Source organism: Stenotrophomonas sp. Marseille-Q5258 (assembly GCF_946900935.1).
GTDB lineage: Bacteria > Pseudomonadota > Gammaproteobacteria > Xanthomonadales > Xanthomonadaceae > Stenotrophomonas > Stenotrophomonas nematodicola.
This window is the reverse complement of sequence record NZ_CAMPPN010000019.1, coordinates 65,899-92,249: the sequence shown is the minus strand read 5'-3', so window position 1 is coordinate 92,249 and position 26,351 is coordinate 65,899. Positions and strand designations below refer to the sequence as shown.

24 protein-coding genes are annotated in these 26,351 nt (G+C 64.7%); 5 read left to right on the top strand and 19 right to left on the bottom strand.

Annotation, left to right across the window (positions count from 1 at the left end; all coding sequences use genetic code 11):
- Nucleotides 1-849: 849 nt before the first annotated feature.
- The 17 genes from OC534_RS14040 to dnaA form a co-directional block, all read right to left on the bottom strand.
- Nucleotides 850-1,317: a hypothetical protein gene (locus OC534_RS14040; protein WP_166472390.1), complete on the bottom strand. Its 468-nt coding sequence runs from the start codon at nt 1,315-1,317 to the stop codon at nt 850-852.
- On the bottom strand, nt 1,314-2,090 hold the full coding sequence (locus OC534_RS14035) for an RHS repeat-associated core domain-containing protein (RefSeq protein ID WP_262071997.1): 777 nt from the start codon (nt 2,088-2,090) through the stop codon (nt 1,314-1,316). The genes OC534_RS14040 and OC534_RS14035 overlap by 4 nt, the downstream gene beginning before the upstream one ends.
- A 157-nt stretch (nt 2,091-2,247) precedes the next feature.
- Complete coding sequence (locus OC534_RS14030) at nt 2,248-3,339, bottom strand: PA0069 family radical SAM protein (protein WP_262071996.1); 1,092 nt, start codon at nt 3,337-3,339, stop codon at nt 2,248-2,250.
- A 217-nt stretch (nt 3,340-3,556) separates the two neighbouring features.
- Nucleotides 3,557-4,300 (bottom strand): pyridoxine 5'-phosphate synthase, encoded by a 744-nt coding sequence (locus OC534_RS14025; protein ID WP_136005788.1) that lies wholly within the window; start codon nt 4,298-4,300, stop codon nt 3,557-3,559.
- A gap of 4 nt (nt 4,301-4,304) precedes the next feature.
- On the bottom strand, nt 4,305-4,562 hold the full coding sequence (locus tag OC534_RS14020) for a hypothetical protein (protein ID WP_017356927.1): 258 nt from the start codon (nt 4,560-4,562) through the stop codon (nt 4,305-4,307).
- Between the two features lie 67 nt (nt 4,563-4,629).
- Nucleotides 4,630-6,090, bottom strand: coding sequence for a cardiolipin synthase (cls, locus tag OC534_RS14015; protein WP_017356926.1), 1,461 nt, complete (start codon nt 6,088-6,090; stop codon nt 4,630-4,632).
- 101 nt (nt 6,091-6,191) lie between these two features.
- The gene (locus OC534_RS14010; RefSeq protein ID WP_017356925.1) at nt 6,192-6,605 is read right to left on the bottom strand and encodes a biopolymer transporter ExbD; all 414 of its coding nucleotides are present in this window, start codon (nt 6,603-6,605) and stop codon (nt 6,192-6,194) included.
- A gap of 3 nt (nt 6,606-6,608) precedes the next feature.
- Nucleotides 6,609-7,034: a biopolymer transporter ExbD gene (locus OC534_RS14005; protein WP_017356924.1), complete on the bottom strand. Its 426-nt coding sequence runs from the start codon at nt 7,032-7,034 to the stop codon at nt 6,609-6,611.
- Nucleotides 7,035-7,092: 58 nt separating this feature from the next.
- Entirely contained in the window at nt 7,093-7,854 is a 762-nt protein-coding gene (gene exbB / locus OC534_RS14000) for a TonB-system energizer ExbB (RefSeq protein ID WP_017356923.1), read from the bottom strand.
- An 85-nt stretch (nt 7,855-7,939) separates the two neighbouring features.
- Entirely contained in the window at nt 7,940-8,560 is a 621-nt protein-coding gene (locus OC534_RS13995; protein WP_262071995.1) for an energy transducer TonB, read from the bottom strand.
- Nucleotides 8,561-8,706: 146 nt separating this feature from the next.
- Complete coding sequence (locus OC534_RS13990) at nt 8,707-9,900, bottom strand: tetratricopeptide repeat protein (protein WP_136005793.1); 1,194 nt, start codon at nt 9,898-9,900, stop codon at nt 8,707-8,709.
- Nucleotides 9,901-10,033: 133 nt separating this feature from the next.
- A complete protein-coding gene (locus OC534_RS13985; RefSeq protein ID WP_017357102.1) occupies nt 10,034-10,840 on the bottom strand; it encodes a M48 family metallopeptidase in 807 nt (268 codons plus the stop codon).
- A gap of 73 nt (nt 10,841-10,913) precedes the next feature.
- Nucleotides 10,914-11,765, bottom strand: coding sequence for a CPBP family intramembrane glutamic endopeptidase (locus OC534_RS13980; protein ID WP_017357101.1), 852 nt, complete (start codon nt 11,763-11,765; stop codon nt 10,914-10,916).
- Nucleotides 11,766-11,838: 73 nt separating this feature from the next.
- Nucleotides 11,839-14,298 carry a DNA topoisomerase (ATP-hydrolyzing) subunit B gene (gene gyrB, locus OC534_RS13975; protein WP_136005795.1) on the bottom strand — a complete coding sequence of 820 codons (2,460 nt, stop codon included), beginning with the start codon at nt 14,296-14,298 and terminating at the stop codon, nt 11,839-11,841.
- Between the two features lie 113 nt (nt 14,299-14,411).
- Complete coding sequence (gene recF, locus OC534_RS13970; protein WP_262071994.1) at nt 14,412-15,509, bottom strand: DNA replication/repair protein RecF; 1,098 nt, start codon at nt 15,507-15,509, stop codon at nt 14,412-14,414.
- An 829-nt stretch (nt 15,510-16,338) separates the two neighbouring features.
- Nucleotides 16,339-17,439, bottom strand: coding sequence for a DNA polymerase III subunit beta (gene dnaN / locus OC534_RS13965; protein WP_019184048.1), 1,101 nt, complete (start codon nt 17,437-17,439; stop codon nt 16,339-16,341).
- Between the two features lie 276 nt (nt 17,440-17,715).
- Complete coding sequence (dnaA, locus tag OC534_RS13960; protein ID WP_017357097.1) at nt 17,716-19,050, bottom strand: chromosomal replication initiator protein DnaA; 1,335 nt, start codon at nt 19,048-19,050, stop codon at nt 17,716-17,718.
- A 252-nt stretch (nt 19,051-19,302) separates the two neighbouring features.
- On the opposite strand from dnaA, the gene rpmH reads away from it, so the two are divergent.
- From rpmH to OC534_RS13935, 5 genes are all read left to right on the top strand, one after another.
- On the top strand, nt 19,303-19,443 hold the full coding sequence (gene rpmH, locus OC534_RS13955; protein WP_006404565.1) for a 50S ribosomal protein L34: 141 nt from the start codon (nt 19,303-19,305) through the stop codon (nt 19,441-19,443).
- Nucleotides 19,444-19,448: 5 nt separating this feature from the next.
- Complete coding sequence (rnpA, locus tag OC534_RS13950) at nt 19,449-19,940, top strand: ribonuclease P protein component (protein WP_017357096.1); 492 nt, start codon at nt 19,449-19,451, stop codon at nt 19,938-19,940.
- Nucleotides 19,940-21,634, top strand: coding sequence for a membrane protein insertase YidC (gene yidC / locus OC534_RS13945; RefSeq protein ID WP_136005798.1), 1,695 nt, complete (start codon nt 19,940-19,942; stop codon nt 21,632-21,634). The genes rnpA and yidC overlap by 1 nt, the downstream gene beginning before the upstream one ends.
- Nucleotides 21,635-21,747: 113 nt before the next feature.
- Nucleotides 21,748-23,091, top strand: a complete 1,344-nt coding sequence (gene mnmE / locus OC534_RS13940; RefSeq protein WP_136005800.1) for a tRNA uridine-5-carboxymethylaminomethyl(34) synthesis GTPase MnmE — start codon at nt 21,748-21,750, stop codon at nt 23,089-23,091.
- A 159-nt stretch (nt 23,092-23,250) separates the two neighbouring features.
- Nucleotides 23,251-24,285, top strand: coding sequence for a glycerophosphodiester phosphodiesterase (locus OC534_RS13935; RefSeq protein ID WP_051008647.1), 1,035 nt, complete (start codon nt 23,251-23,253; stop codon nt 24,283-24,285).
- Nucleotides 24,286-24,297: 12 nt separating this feature from the next.
- Here the strand turns inward: OC534_RS13935 and OC534_RS13930 are convergent, their stop codons facing one another.
- Together OC534_RS13930 and OC534_RS13925 are read right to left on the bottom strand one after the other, a co-directional pair.
- Entirely contained in the window at nt 24,298-25,071 is a 774-nt protein-coding gene (locus tag OC534_RS13930) for a rhomboid family intramembrane serine protease (RefSeq protein WP_136005802.1), read from the bottom strand.
- 97 nt (nt 25,072-25,168) lie between these two features.
- Nucleotides 25,169-26,128: a TerC family protein gene (locus tag OC534_RS13925; protein ID WP_262071993.1), complete on the bottom strand. Its 960-nt coding sequence runs from the start codon at nt 26,126-26,128 to the stop codon at nt 25,169-25,171.
- Nucleotides 26,129-26,351: the final 223 nt, after the last annotated feature.

Here is a 26,351-nt window from a genome sequence, read left to right as displayed (position 1 = left end):
CCTTGATCGGCATGCCGGCCTCCGCCTCGCGCAGGAAGCCGATGATCTGTTCTTCGGAAAAGCGCTTCTTCACGTCCAATCTCCTTGTCGTTGAGGATTGGACTCCAAACCGTCGTGCTACTCAATCCCGGGGGGACGTCGCAGCTTCAACGTCCGCTCCCCCCCAGTAGTCGCTGCATCCCACCATGACGGTTGCGACAACGATCGCGCAGATCCAGTGTGCCCACGTCCGCGACAACGGAAACGCAGAGGGGTTGCCTCAACGCGAGCCAGGTGTTGAGCATGCCGGCACCATCAACTGCAGTAGGTGCCGGCTCGCGCCGCGGTGCAGGGCGCGCCACCGCTTCCCCCTGACATAGGCATAGGCCAGCCCCTACATATAAGGACGCACACGCTCAAACGTGTGCGAACACTTCATGATGATGTACTCGGCGCCTCCCCCCTTCACCGTGCCTCCCGGATACGCCGAGGGCGTGAAACGAATAGTGTAGTGGTCCCCTTCAAGGCTGATTCTTATCTGATAGTTCTCCGTGCGAGCAAGAAATCCCCTTAGACCTTCTTGCGCCCCCACACGCATCGTCTTCGACAGATCCTGATCAAAGTGCTCACAGGCGACCCTATGAGCTGAAGAAGCGTCCGCACCATCTCCTCCAGCACATGTCTTTTCAGCACTGGCAAATGGGATAACCCCCATGAGAAGCGCAGCGAAACCAAGACAGTAAACTCTATGCATCCCTGTGCCCTCCCGGCTACTTGCATCCACATCTATCGCCCGGCTTCGGCTCGACCAGTGGCATGCCAGTCGACCTATACCAACTTGATGCAGCGGCTGAAAGACTCGAACGGCTTCTAGAGTTCCTTCTTCCACACATGGGAGAAAGTGCCGAATTCAATCTCGATCTCACCTGAGTGATCAAGCACGATTCGGTGCCTGAAGCGGCCAGGCGAAACGATTGAGAACTCGTGAACCAACACGTCCGCATGCAGATGTGTATCTGAGTCTGTTTCCTTGAAGAGGTACGAAGAGACATCGCCGTACCGCAATGTGGTTTTTCCTTGGAACATCTGATCAATGAAGCTCAGCTCGACGGACGAAACAACATTTGAGTACTTCCCGTCGTACTTCTTGTCAAGAATCGCTGACAGCAGCCTGGCGTCATGGAGTGTCTTGGTTCCACTAAGGGCATAGGATTCCCAATCAGTCGAATAGTCTCCAAGCGGCTGCGGCATCAGGTGCGCAACACTTCTGATGTACTCAAAATACTCGGAAAAATCCCAAGTTGTTCCGTCGAAATGGATTCTATCCAGCTTTATCACATCGCCTCACATCCAGGATACCCTGGAATATTCTCGCAAACTCTGTCTGGGCTCGGGGCAGTCATTTCAATCAGGGGCCCTATAAGTGGCCATCCTTTGAAGAATGATTTAAGTCGTGAAGCTCTCTGCGATGCTCTTCTAGCGGTTATTGCAGCCCGACGGGAGTAGTCGTCCGAGATAGTCTTACATTGAGCTTCCACACCATCGGGAAGACCATTGGGAGCGCCCTTGTGCCCATGCTTATTGAGCCATCCATCAGGTCCATATACGCCAGCCTCTACGCCTTTTGAATTGTAGACATGAATCTCAAATGAAGCGTTCCCGCCATAGTTAAAGGTATCGACTCGCCCCCAGAAGCCGTTACCGAGATCCACTGTAGCCAGATCCAACGAATCAACGGAGTTAATCGGATTGCCCATAACATCCGCATAGCTATTGAGGCCACCGCTTAACCCAATCGGATCGCTCTGCACATACCTCGCAATGCTCGCATCGTAGTCGCGGAAGCCGTTGTACCAAAGCCCCGACTCCGCATCGTGGTACTGTCCGGGGAAGCCGATGTTCAGTCCGCCAATATCATCCTGCTGAACACTTCGTCCATATGCATAGTTGTATGCCTTCCAGACCGTCTGCCGCCCTGCGTTGGTCACGAAGTCCGGCCGGCCAAGGTGATCGGTATGGACGAAGTTCAACTGTCCGTTTCGCGCCAGGCCCACCAGCTCGCCATCGAACCAAAGGTAGTTGGTCCAGGTGCTGTCGGTCAGCTCGGACATCAACTGGTTCTAGTCGGCATAGTAGTAGCGGCTGGTGGCGTTGACGGCGGTGGTAACCGCCGTAGTGGCACCGATGTTCATGTCCTTTCCCCTGGAACGCCCCTCATGGGCGACAGCGGATTGTTGGCGTAGGCCGGCCGGGTGTCCAGCCGCCGACCTAGAACAGCGATCCCTGCGGCGAATCCTCGCGCGGCGGCAAGGGGCGCTGGAAGCGGCTGCAGTCCAGGCGTGACCAGTGGCTGTTCTGCGCATCGAAGCCCAGCCGCCGGCGCGCGAGTTTGAAACGATTGGAGAGCAGGTCGGCGTAGACGCCTTCGCCGCGCATGCGGGTGCCAAAGGCGCTGTTGTAGTCCTTGCCGCCGCGCAGCTGGTTGATGGTGCTCATCACGTGGGCGGCGCGGTCGGGGTGATGGGTGTCGAGCCAGTCTCGGAACAGCGGGGCCACTTCCAGCGGCAGGCGCAGCAGCACGTAACCGGCGGTGGAGGCGCCGGCGTCGTGGGCGGCCTCGAGCACGGCCTCCAGTTCGGCGTCGTTGATCCACGGAATCACCGGAGCCACCATCACACCCACCGGGATGCCGGCGTCGTGCAGCCGCCGCATCGCGCGCAGGCGGGCGTGCGGGGCCGAGGCACGCGGTTCGAGCCGGGCCGACAGATGGGGGTCCAGCGAGGTCACCGAGAAGTGCACGCTCACCAGGTTCTTCTCGGCCAGCGGCGCGAGCAGGTCGATGTCGCGCTCCACCAGCGCGTTCTTGGTGATCAGCGAGAACGGGTGCTGGGTTTCCAGCATCACCTCGATCAGCTGCCGGGTGAGCTTGAGCTTGCGCTCGATCGGCTGGTAGGCATCGGTGTTGATGCCGAGGGCAATCGGTTGCGGCACGTAGCCGGGGCGAGAGAGTTCCTTGCGCAGCAGCTGGGCGGCGTTGGTCTTGGCGAACAGCTTGGTTTCGAAGTCCAGGCCGGGCGACAGGTTGAGGTAGGCATGCGAGGGCCGCGCGAAGCAGTACGAGCAGCCATGCTCGCAACCGCGGTACGGATTGACCGATTGGCTGAAGCCGACGTCGGGCGACTTGTTGCGGCTGATGATGCTGCGCGCAGTCTCCGCACGCACTTCGGTGCGCAGGCGCGGAGTAGCGAATTCGTCGCTGTCGTCCGGCTCCCAGCCGTCGTCCACGGCTTCGCTGACGGTGACCTCGAAACGGCCCGCCAGGTGCGTCGTGGAACCTCGGCCTTTGATCGCGATACCCATGATCACAGGCTAGCCGGACGGGGTCTCAGCGATTGAGACCCCGCAGCCAGGCGAGGGGCTGGCAACGGCGTGTGCATGGTTAGCAGTATTACTAACCACAACCCAAAAGGGAAGCAGAACCCTTGTGCCTGCTGGGTTTGCGGGCCCTGGGCGCGGGTTGATCCCCAATGTTGTCCACAGGCCACGCTGACGGGTCACGCCACGTCAGCGATGGGTCTCAGAGCAGCGCCAGGTAGCCTTTCACTGTGGCGTCGAGGCCGTCGTACAGGGCTTCGCTGATCAGCGCATGGCCGATCGAGACTTCCAGCACGTCAGGGACGGCGCGCAGGAAGTCGGCGAGGTTGTCCTGCGACAGGTCGTGCCCGGCGTTGACCCCCAGGCCCACCGCCTGGGCCCGGCGGGCAGCGTCGGCGAACAGGGCCAGCATGGCGGTGGCATCGCCGGCGGCGTGGGCCTCGGCATAGGGGCCGGTGTAGAGCTCGATGCGGTCGGCGCCGATGGCAGCAGCCTGGGCCAGGTCCGGGTTGCCGGCATCGACGAACAGGCTGACCCGGCACCCGTAGGACTTCAGTGCGGCGATCAGCGGGCGCAGGCGCTCGGCGTCACGGGCGAAGTCGAAGCCGTGGTCGGAGGTGAGCTGGCCGTCGCCATCGGGCACCAGCGTTGCCTGCGCGGGGCGGGTCTGCTCGCACAGCGGCAGCAGGCCCGGATAGCCCTCGCGCGGCGGGGCGAAAGGATTGCCTTCGATGTTGAACTCGATGCCACGCGCGGTGGTCAGCGCCGACAGCGCCAGCACATCCTCGGCGTGGATATGCCGGCGGTCCGGGCGCGGGTGCACCGTGATGCCATGCGCGCCAGCGTCCAGGCAGGCGCGGGCGGCCTGCAGGACATCCGGATCGGTGCCGCCGCGCGAGTTGCGCAGGACGGCGATCTTGTTCACGTTGACGCTGAGCTGGGTCATGGGACTACAGGGGGTCGGGGTCGTCGGTAGCCGGCTGCTGGCGGGCCTGGGCCTGCTCGCGCAACCGGCGCAGTTCGAGGGGATCGATAAGCTGGCTGGTATCGCGCTGCAACCCACCGAAGCGGGCAACGTACAGACCGCGCACCCAGGCCAGCAGGAACAGCAGCGTGCCGGCCAGTGCCAGCATCATCCATCCCATCTGGGATGCCTTGAGCGCGAGGGCGAAGCAGCCCAGCGCGAGCAGCAGGAACAACCAGTACATGTCAGCACTCCCCGTTTGACCCGGCCAGTGTAGCGCCGAGGCCAAGCGCGGTTCCACGCAGCCGGTCTCAGAGCAGCGGCGAGGCCAGGCGGGCGAAGGCTTCGGGCACCCGGTGACGCCACAGGGCGCGCTGGCGGTCGTTGCGCACCGGCACAGCGGCGTCGAACTCGGCACTGAGCAGGGCGGCGAGGGCCGCCACGCGGTCGGCGTCGCCGAGCATCATCGACAGCTCGAAGTTGAGGCGGAAGCTGCGGTGATCGAAGTTGGCGCTGCCGACGATGCAGACATCGTCGTCGGCGATGAAAGCCTTGGTATGCAGCATGCGCGGGCCGTACTCGTAGATCTTGACGCCGGCCTGCAGCAGCTCGTCGAAGTACGAGCGCGCAGCCTGGGTGACGAACCAGGAGTCGCTCATCTTCGGCACCAGCAGGCGCACGTCCAGACCACCGAGCGCGGCCGAGGTCAGCGCCATGCGGGCGGCCTCACCGGGGACGAAGTACGGGGTGACCAGCCAGACCCGTTCGCGCGCCTCGTGGATGGCGGCCACATGCAGGCGGTGGATCGTTTCCCAGGACGAATCCGGGCCGGATACCAGCACCTGCGCATTGATGCGGCCATCGCCCCGACTGGGCATGTCGTTGGGCCACAGTTGGGCGATGTCGAAGCGCTCGGGCGGTTCGCCGCTGGCGTAGATCCAGTCTTCGATGAAGACAAGCTGGAGGCTGCGCACGACGTGGCCGCGAAGGCGCATGTGCAGGTCGCGGTACGCATCGGCGCGGCGGCTCTCATCTTCCTCGTCGGTGATGTTGATGCCGCCGGTGAAGGCTTCGCGGCCGTCGATGATGACCAGCTTGCGGTGCGTGCGCATGTTGAGCCCTGGCCGCTTGAACGGCTTGAGCAGCTGCCGTGGATGGAACCACACCACCTCGGCGCCTGCCTCGCGCAGCGGCGCCAGGAAGCGTTTGCGGATCGCCGAGGAGCCCACCGCATCGAGCAGAAGCCGCACGCGTACGCCGGCGCGGGCGCGCTCCACCAGTGCGTCGCGCAGGGCGGTGCCGGCGTGGTCGGGGTTGAAGATGTAGTACTCCAGGTGCAGGTGGTCACGCGCCTGCGCGATGGCCGCCAGCAGGGCCCGGTAGGTGGCCGCGCCATCCACCAGCCATTCGACCTCGGTAGCCGAGCTGGGGGCCAGGCCGGTGGTGGCCTGGGCGATCTTGGCCAGCTCGGTGCAGTCGGCATCGGGCGGACACACGCTGCTGTAATGCTCCATGCCTGACCGCGAGCGCCCGCGGCGCAGGCGCTGGCGCTTCACCTTCTGCGGGCCGAGCAGGTAGTAGATGAAGAGGCCGAGGTAGGGCAGGGCGGCCAGCGACAGGATCCAGCTCAGCGTGGCCACCGGCTCGCGCTTCTGCAGCATGATCCAGCCGGTCAGCCAGAGCAGGTACAGCACGTAGGCCACGGCAAGCAGCGGGCCCAGGTGGGGAATGCCCGCGATCCAGTCGCGGAGGGTATGGAAGGTGGCGAGCATGTGCGGATGATAGCGGGCTGTGCCTCCAGCGCGGCGCCAAAAAAAAACGCCCCTGTCTCCAGGGGCGTTTTCCAGTCGCGTCATGACTGTGGTCTTGCGTATTACTGCTGTACGAAACCGATCTTCTTCATCTGAGCATTCTTCGCGGCAGCCAACACCTTGGCCATCACGTCGTACTCGGAGTCCGGGCTGGCGTCGATGCGCAATTCCGGCTGGTTCGTCGGGTCCTTCTGGACCTCCTGCTCCATGCGCTGCTGCAGCTCGTGCACGGGAACCGGACTGTTGTTCCACGTCACCTGGTTGCTGGCATCCACCTTCAGCTCGATCGGCGGCGGCGGCTCGACCAGCTGCGGCGGTGGGTTGAGCACACGCTGCGGCAGGTCCACGGCGATCGGGTAGGTCATGATCGGCGCGGTGACGATGAAGATGATCAGCAGCACCAGCATCACGTCCACGAGGGGCGTGACGTTGATGTCGGCCATTGGGCCCTTGTTACCACCGGTACTGAATGCCATGACTTACTGCCCCTTCTCTTTGGTGGCAACGAAGCCAACATCGAGCATGCCCTGTTCCTGCGCAACCTTGGTCATCTCGTTGATGACGCGCATCTTGGTGGTGCGGTCACCACGCAGGTTGAGCGGCGGCTGCGGGGTCTGCTGGGCGGCGGTCGCCAGGCGAGACTCGAGGGTCTGCTTGTCGATTTCCTCGTCGTTCCAGTAGATCGAGCCGTCTTCCTTGACTGCCAGGGTGATCGGGCCCGAACGCTTTTCAGCGTCTTCCGGGTTCTGCACCAGGTTGGCCTCCGGCAGATCCACCTTGACCTTGTGGGACATCAGGGGCGCCGTGATGATGAAGATGATCAGCAGCACCAGCATCACGTCCACGAGGGGCGTAACGTTGATGTCGGCCATGGGGCCGCCGCTGTTACCACTACTGAAAGCCATAACGGGCTCCGTCTAGATCGTGTTGACTACGTTCTCGCCTGGGTACAGCGCGTCGCAATTAGCGGACGCGCGAACCGGTGGCGAAGAAGTCGTGCAGGTCGTGAGCGAACGTATCGAACTTGCTGATCGTGGCGCTGTTGATCTTGCTGAAGAAGTTGAAGGCGAACACGGCCGGGATTGCCACGAACAGACCGATGGCGGTCATGATCAGGGCTTCACCCACCGGGCCGGCAACGGCGTCGATGGAGGCCGAACCGGTTGCACCGATCTTGATCAGCGCGCCGTAGATGCCCCACACGGTACCCAGCAGACCCACGAACGGAGCGGTTGCGCCGACGGTGGCCAGCAGGGTCATGCCCGACTGCAGGTTGTTGCTTTCGCGGGTCACGGCCTGACGCAGGGCGCGGTCGACGAACTCCGAACGGCTCAGGTTCTCACCCAGGCCACCGGTGGCGCCGCCTTCGGCACGCTGGTGGTGGGCAGCGGCCTGCGCAGCGTCCAGGGCGATCTTCGAGAAGGGCTCGGAAGCCGGCTGCTCTTCCATCGCACGGATGGCGTCCTGGGCGTTCGGGGTATCCCAGAACAGGCTCACGACCTTGTCAGCAGCGCTCTTCAGGCGGGTAGCGCGGAAGATGTTGATGACGGTCCAGTACCAGGACATGGCGGACATGATGACCAGGGTCAGCAGCACGACCCAGGAGACGGCGAAGTCGCCCGGCTTGGTGGTCATTTCGTGGATCAGGTGCTCGAAGCCCATCTGCGAGAGGGCGTTCGACGAGTTGCCCCCGGCAGCAGCGGCGATGAAAATTTCCTGCAGCATGACGCTTACCTTTGTTGTGTGTGGTGATAAAGGGTGTGGCTAGAAACAACCGATGGAACGGTGGCCGGCGGGCCACCGGCGACCATCAGTTCAGCGCAAAGTTGACCGGGACGCGAACGCGACCTGCGACCTTCTTCCCGCCCGACTCCGCAGCACGGAAGCTCCACTTGCGAGCTGCTTCCATCGCGGCGCGGTCAAGGTCACGGTTACGGCTGGACTTCTCGACCGAGACATTGGTGACGTTGCCGTTGGCATCGACATCAATGATCAGGATGACTTCACCCTGGATACCTGCGCGGAACGCGGCCGGCGGGTAGCGCGGGGGGTTCATGTTCTTCGACGAGATGTCGACGCTTGCCTCGATCGACGTCGGCGGAGCCGGCGGCGAGGGGGGCGACGGCGGCGTGACGATGTCGTTCGGACGCGGTTCCGGGACGTCGACCACAGGCGCCTGCGGCGGCGGCGGCACCGGCGAGGGCTTCGGCGGCGACAGGTTCTTCCCCGGCGGCGGCGGAGCGTCGACCAGGGTCACCATGATGTTGCGTTCCTTCTCCGCAGCGGCCTTGGGAGCCACAGCCGGGATCAGAAGCATCATGAAGGCGGCGAGATGCAGTGCGATTACAAAAGCGATACCCACGATACGCGGCCAGCTGAAGCCGGTGTCATCGCGTTGTTCGTACCTGTGAACGACTAGTTGTTCCGTCATGCGCCAAGAGCTCATTAGTGGGGCCGGGATACCCGGGGACAGGTAGCCCATGATCAGCGGTGCATGACACCGCAGGAACCTCCAAGCTTATACCAATCCTGAGCGCCTGCGCATCAATCGCGCGGGCGTTCAGGCGTTATTCCTACTTACTTCAGGTTGATGATTTTCTTGGCATCCGCCTGGTTCTTCACACCCTTTGCCAGCGCCTGCTGGGCGGCCTGCTTGGCCTCCGGGATGCGACCTTCACTGTGCAAAACACGTGCCAGATTCAGGTAGGTTTCACCGTCCTTGGAAAGCGGGGCGGCCTTCTGCCACGCCTCGATGGCCTGCGGCACCTGGTCGGAGTAGTAGTAGGACTGGGCCAGCGCCAGGTACACCTGGTAGTCCGGCTTCAGGATGCCCTTCTGCAACCCTTCGTTGATGACCGCGATGACGTCCTTTTCCTTGTTGTCGGTGTTGGCATAGATCGAGTACAGCTGCTTGTACTCACGCTCTTCGGTGAGCTGGCCGGAGGCGCGCAGCTTGTCCATCACCGAGGCGGCCTTGTCCATCTGGTCGGCCTGCATGTACATGCTGGCCAGGTTCAGCTGGGCTTTCTTGTCGTTCGGGTTGCGGGCGGCCAGCGCTTCGGCCTGCTTGACCGCTTCACCGGTCTGGCCGGCTTCGGACATGGCGGCCATCAGCAGCTGGTTCCAGCTGTCCTTCGGTTCGGTGGCACCGGCGATGGCCTGCTGCAGCACCGGGATGGCATCGGCGTAGCGCTGCATCTGGTACAGGGCCTGGCCCTTGATCACCAGTTCTTCCGGCTTGGCCGACTTGCTCTCGGCGAAGTACTTGTCCAGCGTGGCCAGGCCTTCCTGGAGCTGGTCGTCCTGCAGCTGCAGCTGGCCGAGCATCAGCATCGACTGGAAGTAGCCGTTGTTGTCCAGGCCGTTGAAGTCCAGCGCCTGCTGCAGATACTTCTTGGCCGCTGCGTTGTCTTCGGTCTGGTAGGCGGCCTGCGAGGCCAGCTGCGCAGCCAGCGACTTGTCGTAGGCATTGGCGTCGGCGTTGGCGAGGATCTCGTCAGCCTGGGCGCGGGTTTCCGGGAACTTCTGCTTGTTGTAGTTGTCTACCAGCTTCTGCAGCTTGCTGCCCATCTTGGCAGAGGCCTTGACGGTCGGCTCCTGGCGGGTCGCGTTCGGGAAAAGCACTTCGGCCTTGGCCTGCTTTCCACCGCGGCGATCACTGGAACGATCGGTCGAACGCGTCTGGGCGACGGCATCGGTGACGACCACGCCACCGAGTGCGGTCGCGATGAGGACGGAAAGCACGGCTTGCTTGTGGTTGCTGAAAATCATCTTTCACCTCGATCGGAACCGCCGTGGCGGCATCAAAACGGACTGTCAGAAAAATCTGAGCCGCCAAACGTATCAGAAACCGATGGCGTGAGAAATCGTTTCCGATGCTGCAATACAGCATCCTTTGGTCGAATCATCCGCACCGTGGACGCCGCCCGGCCGCCTGGGCCTGCTGGTACACGTCTGCGAGGGCGGGCGCGTCGCGCTGCAGTTCCCGGATCCGGTTGCTGGGATCGGGGTGGGTGGACATCCACTGCGGTGAGCGCCCGCTGCTGGCCGCCATCATGTTCTGCCACAGATTGACCGCCTGCGCCGGATCGAAACCGGCCTCGGCCATCAGGCGCTGGCCCAGCACGTCCGCTTCGGATTCCTGGGTGCGCGAGCCGGGCAGCAGGAAGGCGGTCTGCGCGGTCATGCCGCCGAGCTGGTTGACCGTACTGGCCGCAGCATCGCCGTACGCAGCGCCGGCGAGCATGCCGAGCACGCTCAGGCCGGTCTGCGCGCCCATCTGGCGGGTGATGCGCTCCTCGTGGTGGCGGGCGATCACGTGCCCGATCTCGTGCCCGATCACGGCGGCGAGCTGGTCCTGGTTTTTGGCGACGGTGAGGATGCCCGAGTTCACCCCGACCTTGCCGCCGGGCAGGGCGAACGCGTTGGGTTCGCTGTCGACGAACACGGCCGTTTCCCACCGTACGCCACGGTACTGAGGCGGCAACTGTGCGACCAGCGCATCGACCACGCACTGCACGTAGGAATTCTGCCGGCCGTCAGTGCTGACTTTTTCCTTCTGCTTGGTCTGGGCGAACGCCTGGGCGCCGAGCTGGTCCAGCTCGGCCTGGGACACGCCGCCCACCATCTGACGCCGACCGGTCGGCGAGGTGGTGGTCGCGCATGCGCTGACCAGCAGCGCGATCGCAAGTCCCAACAGAACTGGTTTCATCAATGCGTCCCCCGTGTTCATGTCCGCAGTGTCGTATGTGACGGCTTAATTTTTCGTCAATCGGCCCAGCGGTTCAGTGCAGGCCGAGGAATACCAGCGCTGCCAGGGCGATCGCGTTGTTCAGGCCGTGCGCGACGATCGGTGCCCACAGGGTGCCGGTCTTCTGGTACAGCCAGGCGAAGGCCGCACCCATGCCACCGTAGACCAGCCACAGCTGCGCGATTTCCAGCGGGCCGTTGGCGCTGGTGCCGGGAATCTCATGAACCAGGGCGAAGGCCAGGCTGCTCAGCAGCATGCCGAGCAGCGGCCGGCCGGCCTGCCACAGGCGCCCGAACAGGACCCGGCGGAACAGCAGTTCTTCATAGGCCGGCGCAAGCACGACAGCAAACAGCGCCAGGAAGAGCGGAAAGCGCGACAGCGCCTGTTCCATCAGGCCAAGGTTGGTCGGGACCGGCTCGATGCCGGCCTGCTTGGCCAGGAAGGCAATGCCGTTGCTGCCGATCACGACGCCGGCAGCGACGAGGACGGTCCAGCCCCAGGTGCCGGGGCGGCGGGCGGCGCTGCGCGACGCGGCCTGTTCCACGGGGGTGGCGCGACGGCGCCAGAAGTACAGCAGCAGGGCGGCACCGCCGGTGGCGATGAGCGCCATCAGAATCTGGGCGAGTGCGCCGGGTTGGCCCAACTGTGCGGTGAGGTCGGCGGCCGAACCCACCGTATCGCCACTCTTGGCGGCGGCATAGCCGACCATGATGCCGCGATACACGCCCCAGACCAGGCCGGCCATCAGGCTCAACCCGAACAGTACGATCGCGGCGATGCCCAGATCGATGAAGAAACCGGCCAACGGGGAGCCGGGTTTGCTGGTCGCCGGCGGAACCGTCGGCGGCAGGGGAGGCGTCATGGACGCCGGGGCGGTAGCGGACATCGGATTCCTGGCATCGGGAGACGATGGCCGGCCAGGGTGCAGGTCGCACCCGGCCGGCCTTGCCCCGATTGTGTCAGATATCCAGGTTGGCGACCTTCAGCGCGTTGTCTTCGATGAAGTCACGGCGCGGCTCGACCACATCGCCCATCAGGGTGCTGAAGATCTGGTCGGCGGCGACCGCGTCTTCGATGCGCACCTGCAGCAGGCGACGGGTATCCGGATTGACCGTGGTGTCCCACAGCTGTTCCGGATTCATTTCGCCCAGGCCCTTGAAGCGCTGGATCTGGCGGCCCTTCTTGGCTTCGTCCAGCAGCCAGTCGCGTGCCTGCGAGAAACTCTCGACCTCCACCGACTTGGCGCCACGGCTGATCTTCGCGCCAGCACGGACCAGGCCGTGCAGCAGCAGCGAGGACTGGTGCAGGGCGCGCAGTTCGCCGGTTTCGAAGGCACTCAACGGCAGTACCTGGATCAGCTCTTCGCCCATGTGGCGACGCGTGACCAGCACGGCCGCCGGACGCTCGTCGGTGGGTTCCTGCAGCTGCAGGCTGTACCGCGGCGAGCCCAGGCTGCCCTGGTTGAGGCGGGTGGCCAGCGCGGCCAGGCCTTCTTCGGCACCGGCCTTGCGCAGGTGTTCCAGGTCCATCGGGGTGAAGTCGATCAGGGCTTCGAGCAGCTGGCGATCGTAGCGATGGGCATTGCGGCTGATCGCGTCCTGCGCCGCAGCGTAGGTGAGCAGCAGCTTTTCCAGACCCACGCCTTCGATGCCGGGCTCGCCATCGGCCGGCACCAGCGATGCGTTCTCCACGGCGCTGCTGGCCAGGTAGGCGTCCAGCGCAGGATCGTCCTTCAGGTACAGCTCCTGCTTGCCCTGCTTGATCTTGTACAGCGGCGGCAGACCGATGTAGACGTGACCGCGCTCGATCAGCTCCGGCATCTGACGGTAGAAGAACGTCAGCAGCAGCGTGCGGATGTGCGCGCCGTCGACGTCGGCGTCGGTCATGATGATGATGCGGTGGTAACGCAGCTTGTCCGGGTTGTACTCGTCCCGGCCAATGCCGGTGCCGAGCGCGGTGATCAGCGTACCGACCTGGTCGGAGGCGAGCATGCGATCGAAGCGGGCGCGTTCCACGTTGAGGATCTTGCCGCGCAGCGGCAGCACCGCCTGGTTCTTGCGGTTGCGGCCCTGCTTGGCCGAGCCACCTGCCGAGTCACCCTCGACAATGAACAGTTCGGACAGCGCCGGGTCCTTTTCCTGGCAGTCGGCGAGCTTGCCCGGCAGGCCGGCGATGTCCAGCGCGCCCTTGCGGCGGGTCAGGTCGCGGGCCTTGCGGGCGGCTTCGCGCGCACGGGCGGCGTCGACGATCTTGCCGGCGATCGCCTTGGCTTCGTTCGGGTTTTCCTGCAGGAACTCTTCCAGCCGCTGGCCGAACGCGCTTTCCACGGCCGGACGCACATCCGAGCTGACCAGCTTTTCCTTGGTCTGGCTGGAGAAGCTCGGATCGGGCACCTTCACCGACAGCACCGCGATCATGCCTTCGCGCATGTCGTCGCCGGTCAGGTTGATCTTGGCCTGCTTGGCGATGCCGTTCTGCTCGATGTAGTTGTTGAGCACACGGGTCAGCGCACCGCGGAAACCGGCCAGGTGGGTACCGCCGTCCTTCTGCGGGATATTGTTGGTGAAGCAGTACATCGTTTCCTGGTAGGAATCGGTCCACTGCAACGCCACTTCCACGGTGATGCCGTTGGACTCGCCGGTCACCGAGATCACGTTCGGGTGCAGCGGGGTCTTCAACTGGGCCAGATGCTCCACGAAGCTGCGGATGCCGCCTTCGTAGTGGAAGTCGTCGCGCCGGCCATCGCCGCGCTCATCGATCAGGACGATCTTGACGCCGGAGTTGAGGAACGACAGTTCGCGCAGACGACGGGCCAGGATCTCGTAGTGGAATTCCACGTTGTCGTGGAACGCCTTCACCGACGGCCAGAAGCGCAGGGTGGTGCCGCGCTTGCTGCTGGGCTCCACCTGCGTGAGCGGGACCAGCGCCGCACCGTCGCTGTATTCCTGCTGGTAGTGGAAGCCGCCCTGATAAATGTCCAGCAGCAGCTTCTGCGACAGCGCGTTGACCACGCTGACACCGACACCGTGCAGACCGCCGGACACCTTGTAGCTGTTGTCGTCGAACTTGCCGCCGGCGTGCAGCACGGTCATCACGACTTCCGCCGCGGAGACCTCGCGATCGAGCTTCTTGCTCATCTGCTCGTGCTTGCCGGTCGGGATACCGCGACCGTTGTCGGACACCGACACCGACCCATCGGCGTGAATCGTCACCGCCACGTGATCGGCATGGCCGGCCAAGGCTTCGTCGATGGAGTTGTCGACCACCTCGAACACCATGTGGTGCAGACCGGTGCCGTCATGGACGTCACCGATGTACATGCCGGGACGCTTGCGGACTGCCTCCAGGCCTTCCAGGGCGGTGATGCTGTTGGCGTCGTAATTGCCGGTAGTTGCCGGGGTGTTCTGTTCTTCAGTCATTGCGCTTGCCGTAGGCTCCGCAGGTCGGGCCACCGCCGTGAGGCAGGGCGCCGAGAGATAAGGGGTTGCAACAGCAATTATACCAGTCGGGGGACGGGGCCCCTTGCCGACCACTATGGCACAGGCTGGACCTGCCCATGTTCCACGTGGAACCGGGCGATGTCGCTGACATCCGCCAACGCCGCCGGCGTCTCCGTGGCAGTGATGAATATCTGGGCGGGCCCGGCGCGCAGGCGATCCAGCACCCGCGCCTGATGGGTGCGATCCAGCTCCGAAGCCAGGTCATCCAAGGCGATCACCGGCCATTCGCCGCGCTGCTCGGCATAGTCTTCGGCCTGCGCCAGCAGGCAGGTGAGCGCGGTGAGCTTGGCCTGGCCGCGCGACAGTGCATCGCGCCCGGGAATGCTGGCAAAGCCCACACTCCAGTCGGCACGATGCGGTCCCACCGAGGTGTAGCCGGCCATGCGGTCACGTTCCCGCGCCAGCAGCAGCGCATCGGACAGCGACAGGTCCTGCTTGCGCCAGCCGGGGTTGAGACTCAGCGACTGGATGCCGAGGTTCGGCGCCAACGCGTGCGCCAGCTCGATCGTACGGTCCTGCAGCCGCTCCAGGTAGTGCTGGCGCCGCGTGGTCAGCGGCTCACCCGCCTCGGCCAGCTCGTGGTCCCAGGCATCGAGGGCATTGGTATGCCCACCTTGCTTGAGCAGGGCGTTGCGCTGCTTCAGGGCCCGCGAATAGCGCCGCCACAGCGCCAGAAAGTCGGGTTCCACGTGGAACAAGCCCCAATCGAGGAACCGACGGCGTGGTTCGCCCCCGCCGCTGACCAGCGCGTGGCTGCCCGGCTCGAAGGTCACCACCGCCAGGGCGGCACACAGGTTGCCGAGCTGGGCGACGTCTTCGCCATCCAGTCGACCCCTCCATTCCTGGCCACTGTGGCGAAGCCCGGCCTTTCGCCGCGTCGGCGCCACGGCACCGCGGCGCTGCTCGTCCCATTCGACGAATACATCCAGCGCTTCCTGCCCCTGACGCACCAGGCCGTCGCGAACGCGACCGCGGAAGCTGCGGCCGTATGCCATCACGTGCAACGCCTCGAGCACGCTGGTTTTGCCCGCGCCGTTGTCGCCAGTGATCAGATTGATGCCCGGTTGCGGTGCCAGGTCCACGCTGTCGAAGCGGCGGATCTGGTGCAGGGACAAACGACGGATGTGCATACGGACGATCTGGGCCGACGGCCGGGAAGGGTAGGGGTAATCAGTCAGCTTACTGCATCGGGCAGGTTCCACGGCCCCGTACCCACTCGGGTCCACCGGACACTCGATCCGGCCGCATCGACCACGTGGAACGTCCTCGAATTCGTTGAAATCTGCGCCGGCATCTGGGGTGCAGCCGTGCAGATTTCAAGAATTTCGGGCCATGTGGGGGCGTTGATTTCTTGAAATCTGAGGGACCGCCCAAGGGTTCGGTGAGCAGATCGCAAGGGATTCACGGGTACCGGCATTGGCTGTCCACAGGGCCTCTGTATGACTTATGCACAATCTCTGCGCAACCTGTGGATAAAAAAGGTCCCTCCGGGTGCCCTTAAAGATATCCACAGGTTCAACCCCAGGCTCAGGGCCTGTTTTACCGGGGGTTTCGAGGTCCATTTCCCCTTTACTTTCAATGAGATAAGGTACTTTTCAACCAAATCTGGCCCTACCATCACCACCTAGCTTTAGATTTATATACAGTTTTTAAAGCATAGAGCTGTGATCCAGACGCTGGAAGAACCACTCCTACGGCAGCGTCAAATCTGCTGCCGCGTGAATCGAGAAGAACGTTGAATCGCGCCGTCCCGACGCCGCCGGATGTGCTCACCTCTGCCCGCGCTCGCGCTGCCGTCCTCGAGAGGGTCGTGTGGAACTCGGAGTGAACTGGAGCCGTGTTGCCGATGCAGATACGGTTCGCGAATGCTCCACGTGGAACAACACTGCAGCCAAAAGAAAACCCGGCGCTCGGCCGGGTGTTCCTGATCAGTCTGTTCCACGTGGAACCGTGCATCGGTCAGAGGCGAAGCGGCATCACCACATGGCGCGACTTCTCGCTGCTGGCTTCACGCACCAGCGCCGACGAGTTGGAATCGCGCAGCTGGATCACGACGTGCTCGTCGCGCAGGGCCGACAGTGCATCCAGCAGATAGTTCACGTTGAAGCCGATGGCCAGATCGCTGACCGTGGTGTCGGCCTCGATCTCTTCCTGGGCTTCTTCCTGCTCGGGGTTGTGCGCGCTGATCTTGAGGTTGCCCGGCGAAACTTCGACGCGGATGCCGCGGTACTTCTCGTTGGACAGGATCGCGGCGCGCTGCAGCGAGGCACGCAGCGCTTCGCGATCAACCTTCACTTCGCGGTCGGCGCCAATCGGGATCACGGCCTCGTAATCCGGGAAGCGGCCGTCGATCAGCTTGGAGGTGAACGTCACATCGTCGCGCTTGACCCGCACGTGGCTGCGGCCGACTTCCAGCTCGATCTCGCGATCGCCGCTTTCCAGCAGCCGCTGCAGTTCGGTCACGCCCTTGCGCGGCACGATGATCTGACGCTTGGCACCACTGGCTTTTTCCAGTTCGGTTTCGCACAGCGCCAGACGGTGACCGTCGGTTGCCACGGTCCGCAGGGCATCGCCGCGCAGGTCGAACAACAGGCCGTTGAGGTAGTAGCGCACGTCCTGCTGGGCCATCGCGAATGCAGTGCGCTCGATCAGCTCCTTCAGGGTGGCTTCGCCGATGGCGACACGCTCGGTGGCTTCGACTTCGTCGACAGACGGGAAGTCGTTGGCCGGCAGCGTTGCCAGGGTGAAGCGGCTGCGGCCTGCCTGCACGGTGATCTTGTCACCGGTCTGCGAGACGGTGATCCGGCTGCCGTCGGGCAGGGCGCGGATGATCTCGAACAGCTTGCGGGCGGGGATGGTGGTCTCGCCGTCCTGGGCATCTTCCACCGCGATCCGCGACACCATCTCCACTTCCAGGTCCGTGCCGGTCAGCGAAAGCTGTCCGTTCTGGACCTGGACCAGGAAATTTGCCAGAACCGGCAGGGTCTGGCGGCGTTCGACCACGTTGACGACTTGTGCCAACGGCTTGAGAAAGGCTTCGCGCTGCAGTGTGAAACGCATGTGGTTCCGTGCCCCTATGCTTTAAAAAAATGTGGAATAAATCAAAAGCCTGGTGGTGCTGGTAGCGCCAGAATCGCTGGAAAACACAGCTAAGTCTTTGTAAATAAAAGAGTTTCCGACCGCGAAACCCTCTGCATTACTGCCCCTCAAGGGGTGGGGAAAGCTGTGGATAATTCTGCCGCAGATTCAGCGGGCTTTTTTATCCACAGCCTGTCCCGTGCTTGCTACCGGATTCTGCACCGTTTTATGCGATGACGCCTCAGCGGCGTACATGCATCATTCGCTCAACTTCCGGATCAGCTTGTCCCAGTCTTCCCTCAACTTGCCGTCGGTCTCCATCAGCGTGCGGATCTGGCGGCAGGCATGCAGCACCGTGGTGTGGTCCCGGCCGGCAAACGCGTCGCCGATTTCCGGCAGGCTGTGCTCGGTCAGTTCCTTGGTCAGCGCCATCGCCACCTGGCGGGGACGGGCCAACGACCGGGTCCGGCGCTTGGACAGCAGATCCTTGATCTGCAGCCCGTAGTAGTCGGCAACGGTTTTCTGGATGTTGGGAATGCTGATGGCCTGCTGCTGGGCACGCAGCAGATCGCGCAGGGTTTCCTGGGCGAAGTCGGTGGTGATCGCACGGCCGGTGAAATTGGCGCGGGCGGTCAACGTATTCAGCGCACCCTCGAGGTCGCGAACATTGGAGCGCATCTTCTTGGCAATCAGAAACGCCACATCGTCGGGGATCTCAGCACCGCGCTCGCGGGCCTTGGCGAGCACGATGGCCGCGCGGGTCTCGAAGTCCGGTGGCTCGATGGCCACCGACAGGCCCCAGGCCAGCCGCGACTTCAGCCGTGCTTCCAGGCCCTCGACTTCGCGCGGGTACCGGTCGCAGGTCAGGATGATCTGCTGCTTGCCGTCGAACAGGGCGTTGAACGTGTGGAAGAACTCTTCCTGGGTCCGATCCTTGCCGGCGAAAAACTGGATGTCATCGATCAGCAGCGCGTCCACCTGCTGGAACTGGCGCTTGAACTGATCCATGGTCTTTTCCTGCAACGCACGGATCATCGCGCTGAAGAACTGTTCCGAACGCAGGTAGAGCACCTTGGCGGCCGGGTTGGCCTGGCGCATCGCATTGCCGGCCGCGAACATCAGGTGGGTCTTGCCCAGACCGGTGCCGCCGTACAGCAACAACGGGTTATGGGCGCGATCGCCGGGTTTCTGCGCCGCCTGGAACGCCGCGGCCAGACCCAGCTGGTTGCTGCGGCCTTCCACGAAGTTGGCGAAGGTGTAGTGCGAATCCAGGTTGCCGGCGAACGGTACCAGCGGCTCGGCCGGCACCACCGGGGCGGTGAAGCCCGAAATCGGCGCAATCTGCGGCTCCACCGGGCGCGGACGCGAGCCGATTTCAAGAAAAACGTCGCCGAAACCGGCGAAGTGCGTCAGCAGTTCCTTGATGCGTGCCAGGTACAGCTCGCGCACCTGGTCGACGATGAAGGCGTTTGGCGCATAAAGCACCAGGCTGTCCGCGCGCAGATCTGCCTGCAGCGGCTTCAACCAGGTGTGAACATCCTCAGGCGGAAACTCCGCTTCAAGGCGTTCGAGACAACGGGACCAGGCATCCATCGGCAATAATCGTCTGGGGCCAGCGCATAGGCGTAAAAAACCGCCGCACCGCAGGCCGGAAGGGGGAAGAATGGATGGCGCAGACTACCACCGACGAGGGAGGCCGGGAATGGTTGTCCCGAAGTTATTCACAAAATGATCCACAGCTATTGCACAGGCCGATGAAATCCCGTAGTGGGCAGGACTTGACGGCACCGCAGCCAGGTCTATAGAATTTCCGGTTCTTTCCGTCCCCTTCATATAGAGGCCCGCATGGCCACCAAGCGCACTTTCCAACCCAGCAACCTCAAGCGTAAGCGCGACCATGGCTTCCGTGCCCGTATGAAGACCGCTGACGGCCGCAAGATCCTGTCGCGTCGCCGCGCCAAGGGCCGCAAAGTCCTGAGCGCTTGATTGCAATGCCGCTTCCCGCGGCAGACGCAATCCAGACTGTGAGCAGTTCCGACCCGCGCAAGCGATTTCCTCGCTCTGCGCGGGTTCGTACGCGTGCCGAATATACAACGGTCTTCAACGGCGCCCGCCGTGTGTCCGATCCGCTGATGACCCTGCACTGGCTGAAGAGCGATTCTCCGGCCAGGCTGGGTCTTGCGGTGTCGCGCAAAGTCGATCCCCGAGCCGTGGGTCGCAACCGAGTGAAGCGTGTGCTGCGCGATGCCACACGCCATCTACGGCCGTGGATGAGTGCCGGCGATTACGTCGTCGTCGCCCGTAGCGCTGCCCGTACCGCCAGCAATGCCGAGATCCGCCAGGCCTTCGAGCGCCTGTTGCGCCGCCTTGGCACATTGCCCATGCCGGGCGCGGACGGCACAATGCCGCCGCCCCTGGGCGTTGCATCCCTTTCCCAGTCCGAGCCGGCATCGCGTGCCGGCCACGCCGAGCCTCCACGCTGATGAACCAGACCCGCGTTTTCCTGATCTTTGCCTGGCTGATGGTGGCCGTGTTGCTGTGGATGGAGTGGGGCCGCGACAAGGCCGCCCCGGCGACCGCGCCGGTGGCCGCCCAGACCCAGGGCCCGGTGCCCGCCGCCGGCGCCGTACCGGGCGCCACGGTGCCGCACGCGCCGGGCAGCGCCCCGGCCCCGGCGACCGCCCAGGCTGCCGCCGGCGCCCCGCGCGTCACCGTTACCACCGACGTGCTGCGTCTGGTGCTGGATGGCGGCACGGTGCTGGACGCCGAGCTGCTGCAGTTCCCGCAGACCAAGGACGATGGCAGCCCGCCGGTGCGCCTGCTGACCGAAGAGGCCACCCACCCGTATCGCGCGGTGAGTGGCTGGACCAGCCAGGACAAGAGCATGCCGGTGCCGGAAGCCAACGGCTTCACCCTGGTCGGCGACGCCAGGACCTTCGAACTGGCCAAGGGCCAGAACGAACTGCAGATCCCGTTCGTGTGGAATGGCCCGAATGGCGTCAGCATCCGCCGTACGTATACGGTCAGCCGCAACGAGTACGCGGTGAAGATCAAGGATGAAGTGATCAACGCCGGCACCACCCCGTGGAACGGCTACGTCTACCGCACCCTGGACCGCACCCCGACGATCCTGTCGCGCAGCATGACCAACCCGGACTCGTTCAGCTTCAACGGCGCGACCTGGTTCGATGCCGAGAAGAAGTACCAGCGCCGCGCCTTCAAGGATTATCTGGAAGACGGCCCGCTGAACCAGCAGGTCACCGGTGGCTGGATCGCCATGCTGCAGCACCACTTCTTCACCGCGTGGATCCCGCAGGCAGATCAGGCCGCGAACTACGCGCTGTCCCAGCATGACGGCCGCGACCAGATCCAGGCCACCGGCCCGGCCTTCACCGTCGCACCGGGCCAGCAGGTCAGCTCCGAGGCACGCCTGTGGGTGGGCCCGAAGCTGGTCAACCAGATCGCCAAGGAAGACGTGCCGGGCCTGGACCGCGTGGTCGACTACAGCCGCTTCTCGCTGATGGCCATCATCGGCCAGGGCCTGTTCTGGGTCCTGAACCAGGTGCACAAGGTCGTCAACAACTGGGGCTGGGCGATTGTCGGCCTGGTGATCCTGCTGAAGCTGGTGCTGTACCCGCTGTCGGCCGCGCAGTACAAGAGCGGCGCCAAGATGCGTCGCTTCCAGCCGCGCATCGCGCAGCTGAAGGAACGCTATGGCGATGACCGCCAGAAGTTCCAGACCGCGATGATGGAGCTGTACAAGAAGGAGAAGATCAATCCGATGGGCGGCTGTCTGCCGATCCTCATCCAGATGCCGATCTTCTTCGCGCTGTACTGGGTGCTGGTGGAGTCGGTGGAACTGCGCCAGGCACCGTGGTTCGGCTGGATCCAGGATCTGACCGCACGCGACCCGTACTTCATCCTGCCGGTGATCAACGTGGCGGTGATGTGGGCCACGCAGAAGCTGACCCCCGCGCCGGGCATGGACCCGATGCAGGCCAAGATGATGCAGATGATGCCGCTGATCTTCGGCGTCATGATGGCCTTCATGCCGTCCGGTCTGGTGCTGTACTGGGTGGTCAACGGTGGCCTGGGCCTGCTGCAGCAGTGGTGGATGACCAAGCGCCACGGCAGCGACCCGGTGCCCGCCACCGCCGCACCCGCCAACAAGAAGTAACCGGGCAACCGGACCCGGGAAACCCGCCGCAAGGCGGGTTTCCCGCATCTGCGGCCCGCGCACCGGTGTGATCCGTAGAATGCCCCGATCCACCGCACACAGCAGCCCGCCCCATGTCCGCAGCCCCCGACACCATCGTGGCCATCGCCACCGCACCCGGCGCCGGTGGCGTGGGCATGCTGCGCCTGTCCGGCCCCCACGCAGCGACCATCGCCCAGGCGATCGGGGTGCGCGCGCTGCGCCCACGGCACGCGCATTACGCGCGCTTCCGCGATGCACAGGGGGAGGTGATCGACGACGGCATCGCGCTGTGGTTCCCGGCACCGCACAGCTTCACCGGCGAGGACGTGGTGGAGCTGCAGGGGCATGGCAGCCCGGTGGTGCTGCAGCAGCTGGTCGCGCGCTGCATCGCGCTGGGCGCGCGGCAGGCGCGGCCCGGGGAGTTCAGCGAGCGGGCGTTCCTCAACGGCAAGCTCGACCTGGCCCAGGCCGAGGCCATCGCCGATCTGATCGCCGCCGGCGATACCCGCGCAGCGCGCGCGGCCCGGCGCTCGCTGGACGGGGTGTTCTCGCGCCGCGTGGAGGAGGTCGCAGAACAGCTTGTTCTGCTGCGCATCCATGTGGAAGCGGCCATCGACTTCGCCGACGAACCGCTGGATACCCTCGGTGGCGAGCAGGTGCGCGGCGGCCTGGGCGAGGCGCTGCGCGCGATGGGGCGGCTGCGCGACGACGCCGAACGCGGCCGCAAACTGCGCGACGGCCTGCACGCGGTGCTGGTCGGACCGCCAAACGCCGGCAAGAGCTCACTGCTCAATGCGCTGGCCGGCAGCGAACGTGCCATCGTCACCGACATCGCCGGCACCACCCGCGACACTCTGCGCGAAACCATCCGCATTGACGGGCTGGAACTGACCCTGGTCGATACCGCCGGCCTGCGCGACGGCGGTGACGCGATCGAACGCGAAGGCATGCGCCGCGCGCGCGCGGAGATGCAGCGCACCGACCTGGCGATCATCGTGCTGGATGCGCGCGATCCGCAGGCCGGACGTGTCGCCATCGGCGATGCCGTCGATGCGGTGCCGCAGCAGCTGTGGATCCACAACAAGAGTGACCTGCTGGCCCAATGGCCCGCTGATGCAGCGCCGGATGTGGTGCACGTGTCGGCAGCCACGGGTATGGGGCTGGACCGCCTGCACGCGCGGCTGCGCGAGCTGGCCAGCGGCGGTGCCGGCGAGAGCGTGGACGGCGAGTTCTCCGCGCGCGCGCGGCATGTGGAGGCCATCGTCCAGGCCATCGGCCATGCCGGGCGCGCCGAGGCCGAGCTGGTGCATGAGCACCTGGAACTGGCCGCCGAGGAACTGCGCCTGGCCCACGAGGCGCTGGGGGAGATCACCGGGCGGATGAGTGCGGACGATCTGCTGGGACGCATCTTCTCCAGCTTCTGCATCGGCAAGTAGCCGCGTACTTCCCGCTGTCACACCGCATCGCCACACTACGCCCGTCCTTTCCACGCCCCGCCGCGCTGGCGCGGGCCGCATCAACAGGGGTTTGCGGTGTCGAAGTCGTTGTGGGGTTGTGCGTTGCTCTTGTCGCTGGCCGTGGCACCATCGGTGGCCATGAGCGCTGAATCCTCTCCCGCGCCGCTCAAGGCGGCCGTGTACGGCCACCGCGGTGCGAGCGCGCTGTTGCCCGAGCACACCCTGGCGTCGTACGCCCAGGCCATCGCCGATGGTGCGGACTACATCGAGCCGGACCTGGTGATGACCAAGGACGGCGTGCTGGTGTCGCGGCACGAGAACGAGATCGGCGGCACCACCGATGTCGCCGCACACCCGGAGTTCGCCAGCCGCAGGACGGTCAAGACCATCGACGGCGAGCGCATCGAGGGCTGGTTCACCGAAGACTTCACCCTGGCCGAGCTGAAGACGCTGTACGCCCGCGAGCGGCTGCCGCAGCTGCGCAGCACCGCGTTCGACGGGCAGTTCCGCATCGCCACGCTGGACGAGATCATCGCCTTCCTGGTGCAGCAGGCCGGCCGCGCCAACCGCGGCATCGGGCTGGTGCCGGAGATCAAGCACGGCACCTACTTCGCGAGCATCGGCCTGCCGATGGAAGACTCGGTGCTGGCCGCGCTGCAGGGCAATGCCTACACCCGCGTGGCGCCGGTGACGATCCAGTCCTTCGAGGTCGGCAACCTGCGCTACCTGCGTGGCAGGATCGGCCGCGCGTCGAACATCCGCCTGCTGCAACTGCTGGGCGACCCGGCGCAGCAGCCCGGCGATGTGCTGGCCGCCAAGGGCAGCCAACGCTATGCAGACCTGATCACACCGGCGGGCCTGCGCGAAGTGGCGACCTATGCCGACGGCATCGGACCGAACCTGCGCATGGTGATTCCGCTGGATGCGGCCGGGAAGCTGGGCACGCCGACCGCGCTGGTGCGCGACGCGCATGCGGCCGGGTTGATGGTGATCCCGTATACCTTCCGACCGGAGAACGCCTTCCAGGCCGCCGACTTCCGCACCGGCGATACCACTGCGCGCAACGCCGCCGGGTCCGTGGCCGAGATGCGTGCCTACCTGGCGACCGGCATCGATGCGTTCTTCACCGATGACCCGGCGCTGGGCCGCCAAGCGGTCGACACCGAACGCTAGTCATTGCCGGCACTACCGTCGATCTTCGGGTCTACGGAACGGGATCACGACGTAGTCCTGGCCTTCGCGCGGCTGCCACAGCACCGGCACGCCTTGCGGGGAGGGAGGTTCCAGGTCGTTGTCGCGCATGGGGGCGAGGTCGTCTTCGTCCTCGTCCTCCCAGCTGTAGCGCTTGCGCGGCGCCATCGGGTCGGACAGGCGGAACAGCAGGGCGCCAACGATGCCGGCAAAGGCACCGCCCATGTGCGACTGCCAGGACACGCCCGGCTCGTGCGGAAGAATGGTCAGCAGCATGCTGCCGTAGAACAGGAAGGCGATCAGGCCGGCGGCGATGGCGGGCCGGTCGCGGCGCAGCAGGCCGAGGACGAACACCAGAAACATCAGGCCGTGGGTGATGCCGCTGGCACCGAGATGGCGGCTGCCGATGTCGCCGAGCAGCCAGGCGCCCAGGCCCGAACCGATCCACAGCAGCGGGAATGCGCGCAGGGTTGCCTTGGGATAGACGCTGCCGGCGAGGGTGCCGAGGATCAGCAGGGCTGCCGCGTTGGCGCCCAGGTGCTGGACCGAACCGTGCAGCAACGGCGCGCCAAGAATGCCGAGCAGGCCGGCCTTGTCCAGCGGGGCGACTGCCCACGGGCGCCAGTCGAAATGACCTTGGGCGGTGAACACCGCCACCAGCACCAGCACGAAGGCCAGGCTGAGGTTGAAGGCCCGCATCACACGACCGCGGTCGGTACGGGACGGAGCCGGCGGCTCGCCGGCAGGCAGGGGCAGGTTGGCGTTCATACCCTTAGGGATTGCGTCGCCCGGGCTGAACACAAGGGCAACGCGATGGGAGAGAGAGGTGCCGCCTGCGGGACAATCCCGCAGGCGGCAACCGGGGTCAGGCGTGGCCGTCCTGCTTGGGCGGGTTCTTCAGGCTCAGCACCACCGTGGCGGCGATGATGACGGCCACCACGCCCAGCGAGATCGGGGTGGGGATCTTGAAGATGTCGATCAGCATCATCTTGGCGCCGATGAAGGCCAGCACCAGGGCCAGACCGTAGGGCAGCAGGTGGAAGCGATCGGCCATGCCGGCCAACAGGAAGAACATCGCGCGCAGGCCCAGCACCGCGAACACGTTCGAGGTCAGCACGATGAACGGGTCGGTGGTGATGGCGAAGATGGCCGGGATGCTGTCCACGGCGAAGATCACGTCGGTGACGGCAATCAGGATCAGCACCACGAACAGCGGGGTGTACCAGCGTTTGCCGTCGCGCATCACGCTCATGGCATTGCCGGCATAGTCGGGCAGCAGGCGCAGGTGCCTGCGCATCCAGCGCAGGGCAGGGTTGGTCTCCAGGTCCGGCTCCTGGCCGGCGGAGAACCACATCTTCCAGCCGGTGAACAGCAGGAACGCGCCGAACACATAGAGCAGCCAATGGAACTTGGTGAGCAGCACGCTGCCGGCGAAGATCATGATCGTACGCAGCACGATCGCGCCCAGGATGCCGATGATCAACACCTTCTGGCGCTGTTCTTCCAGCACCGCGAAGTAGCCCATGATCATCAGGAAGACAAAGATGTTGTCCACCGCCAAGGCCTTCTCGACCAGGTAACCGGTCAGGAACTCCAGGCCGACCTTGTTGGCCACGACCTGGCCCGCGGTCTCGTTCAGGTAGTACCAGAGGCCACCGTTGAAGGCCAGGGCCAGGGCGACCCAGCCGATGGACCACCACAGGGCCTCCTTGAAGGTGACCTTGTGCGGGCCGCCGTGGCGCATCAATACCAGGTCGACCAGCAGCGCGATGACCACCACCGCGCCGAAGCCGCCCCACAACCACAAATTACCGATCGTCTGCATGGGTTTATCCGTTGGGAAAAGAAAAAAGCCTCAAGCCGGACGGCGAGGATCTGCAACGGAGGATCGGGGGGATCCGGGGACAGAGCTTCGCCATGCGGCGAAGGTCTCGCTCGCAGTCCCGATGGGTGGGACTGCCGTTGCACCGGAGCCTGCGGGCTCGAATTGACGGCGACAACGTCTGGGAGCTACTCCCCTTCTGGCGCCGATTCTGCGGGCTGTTCGG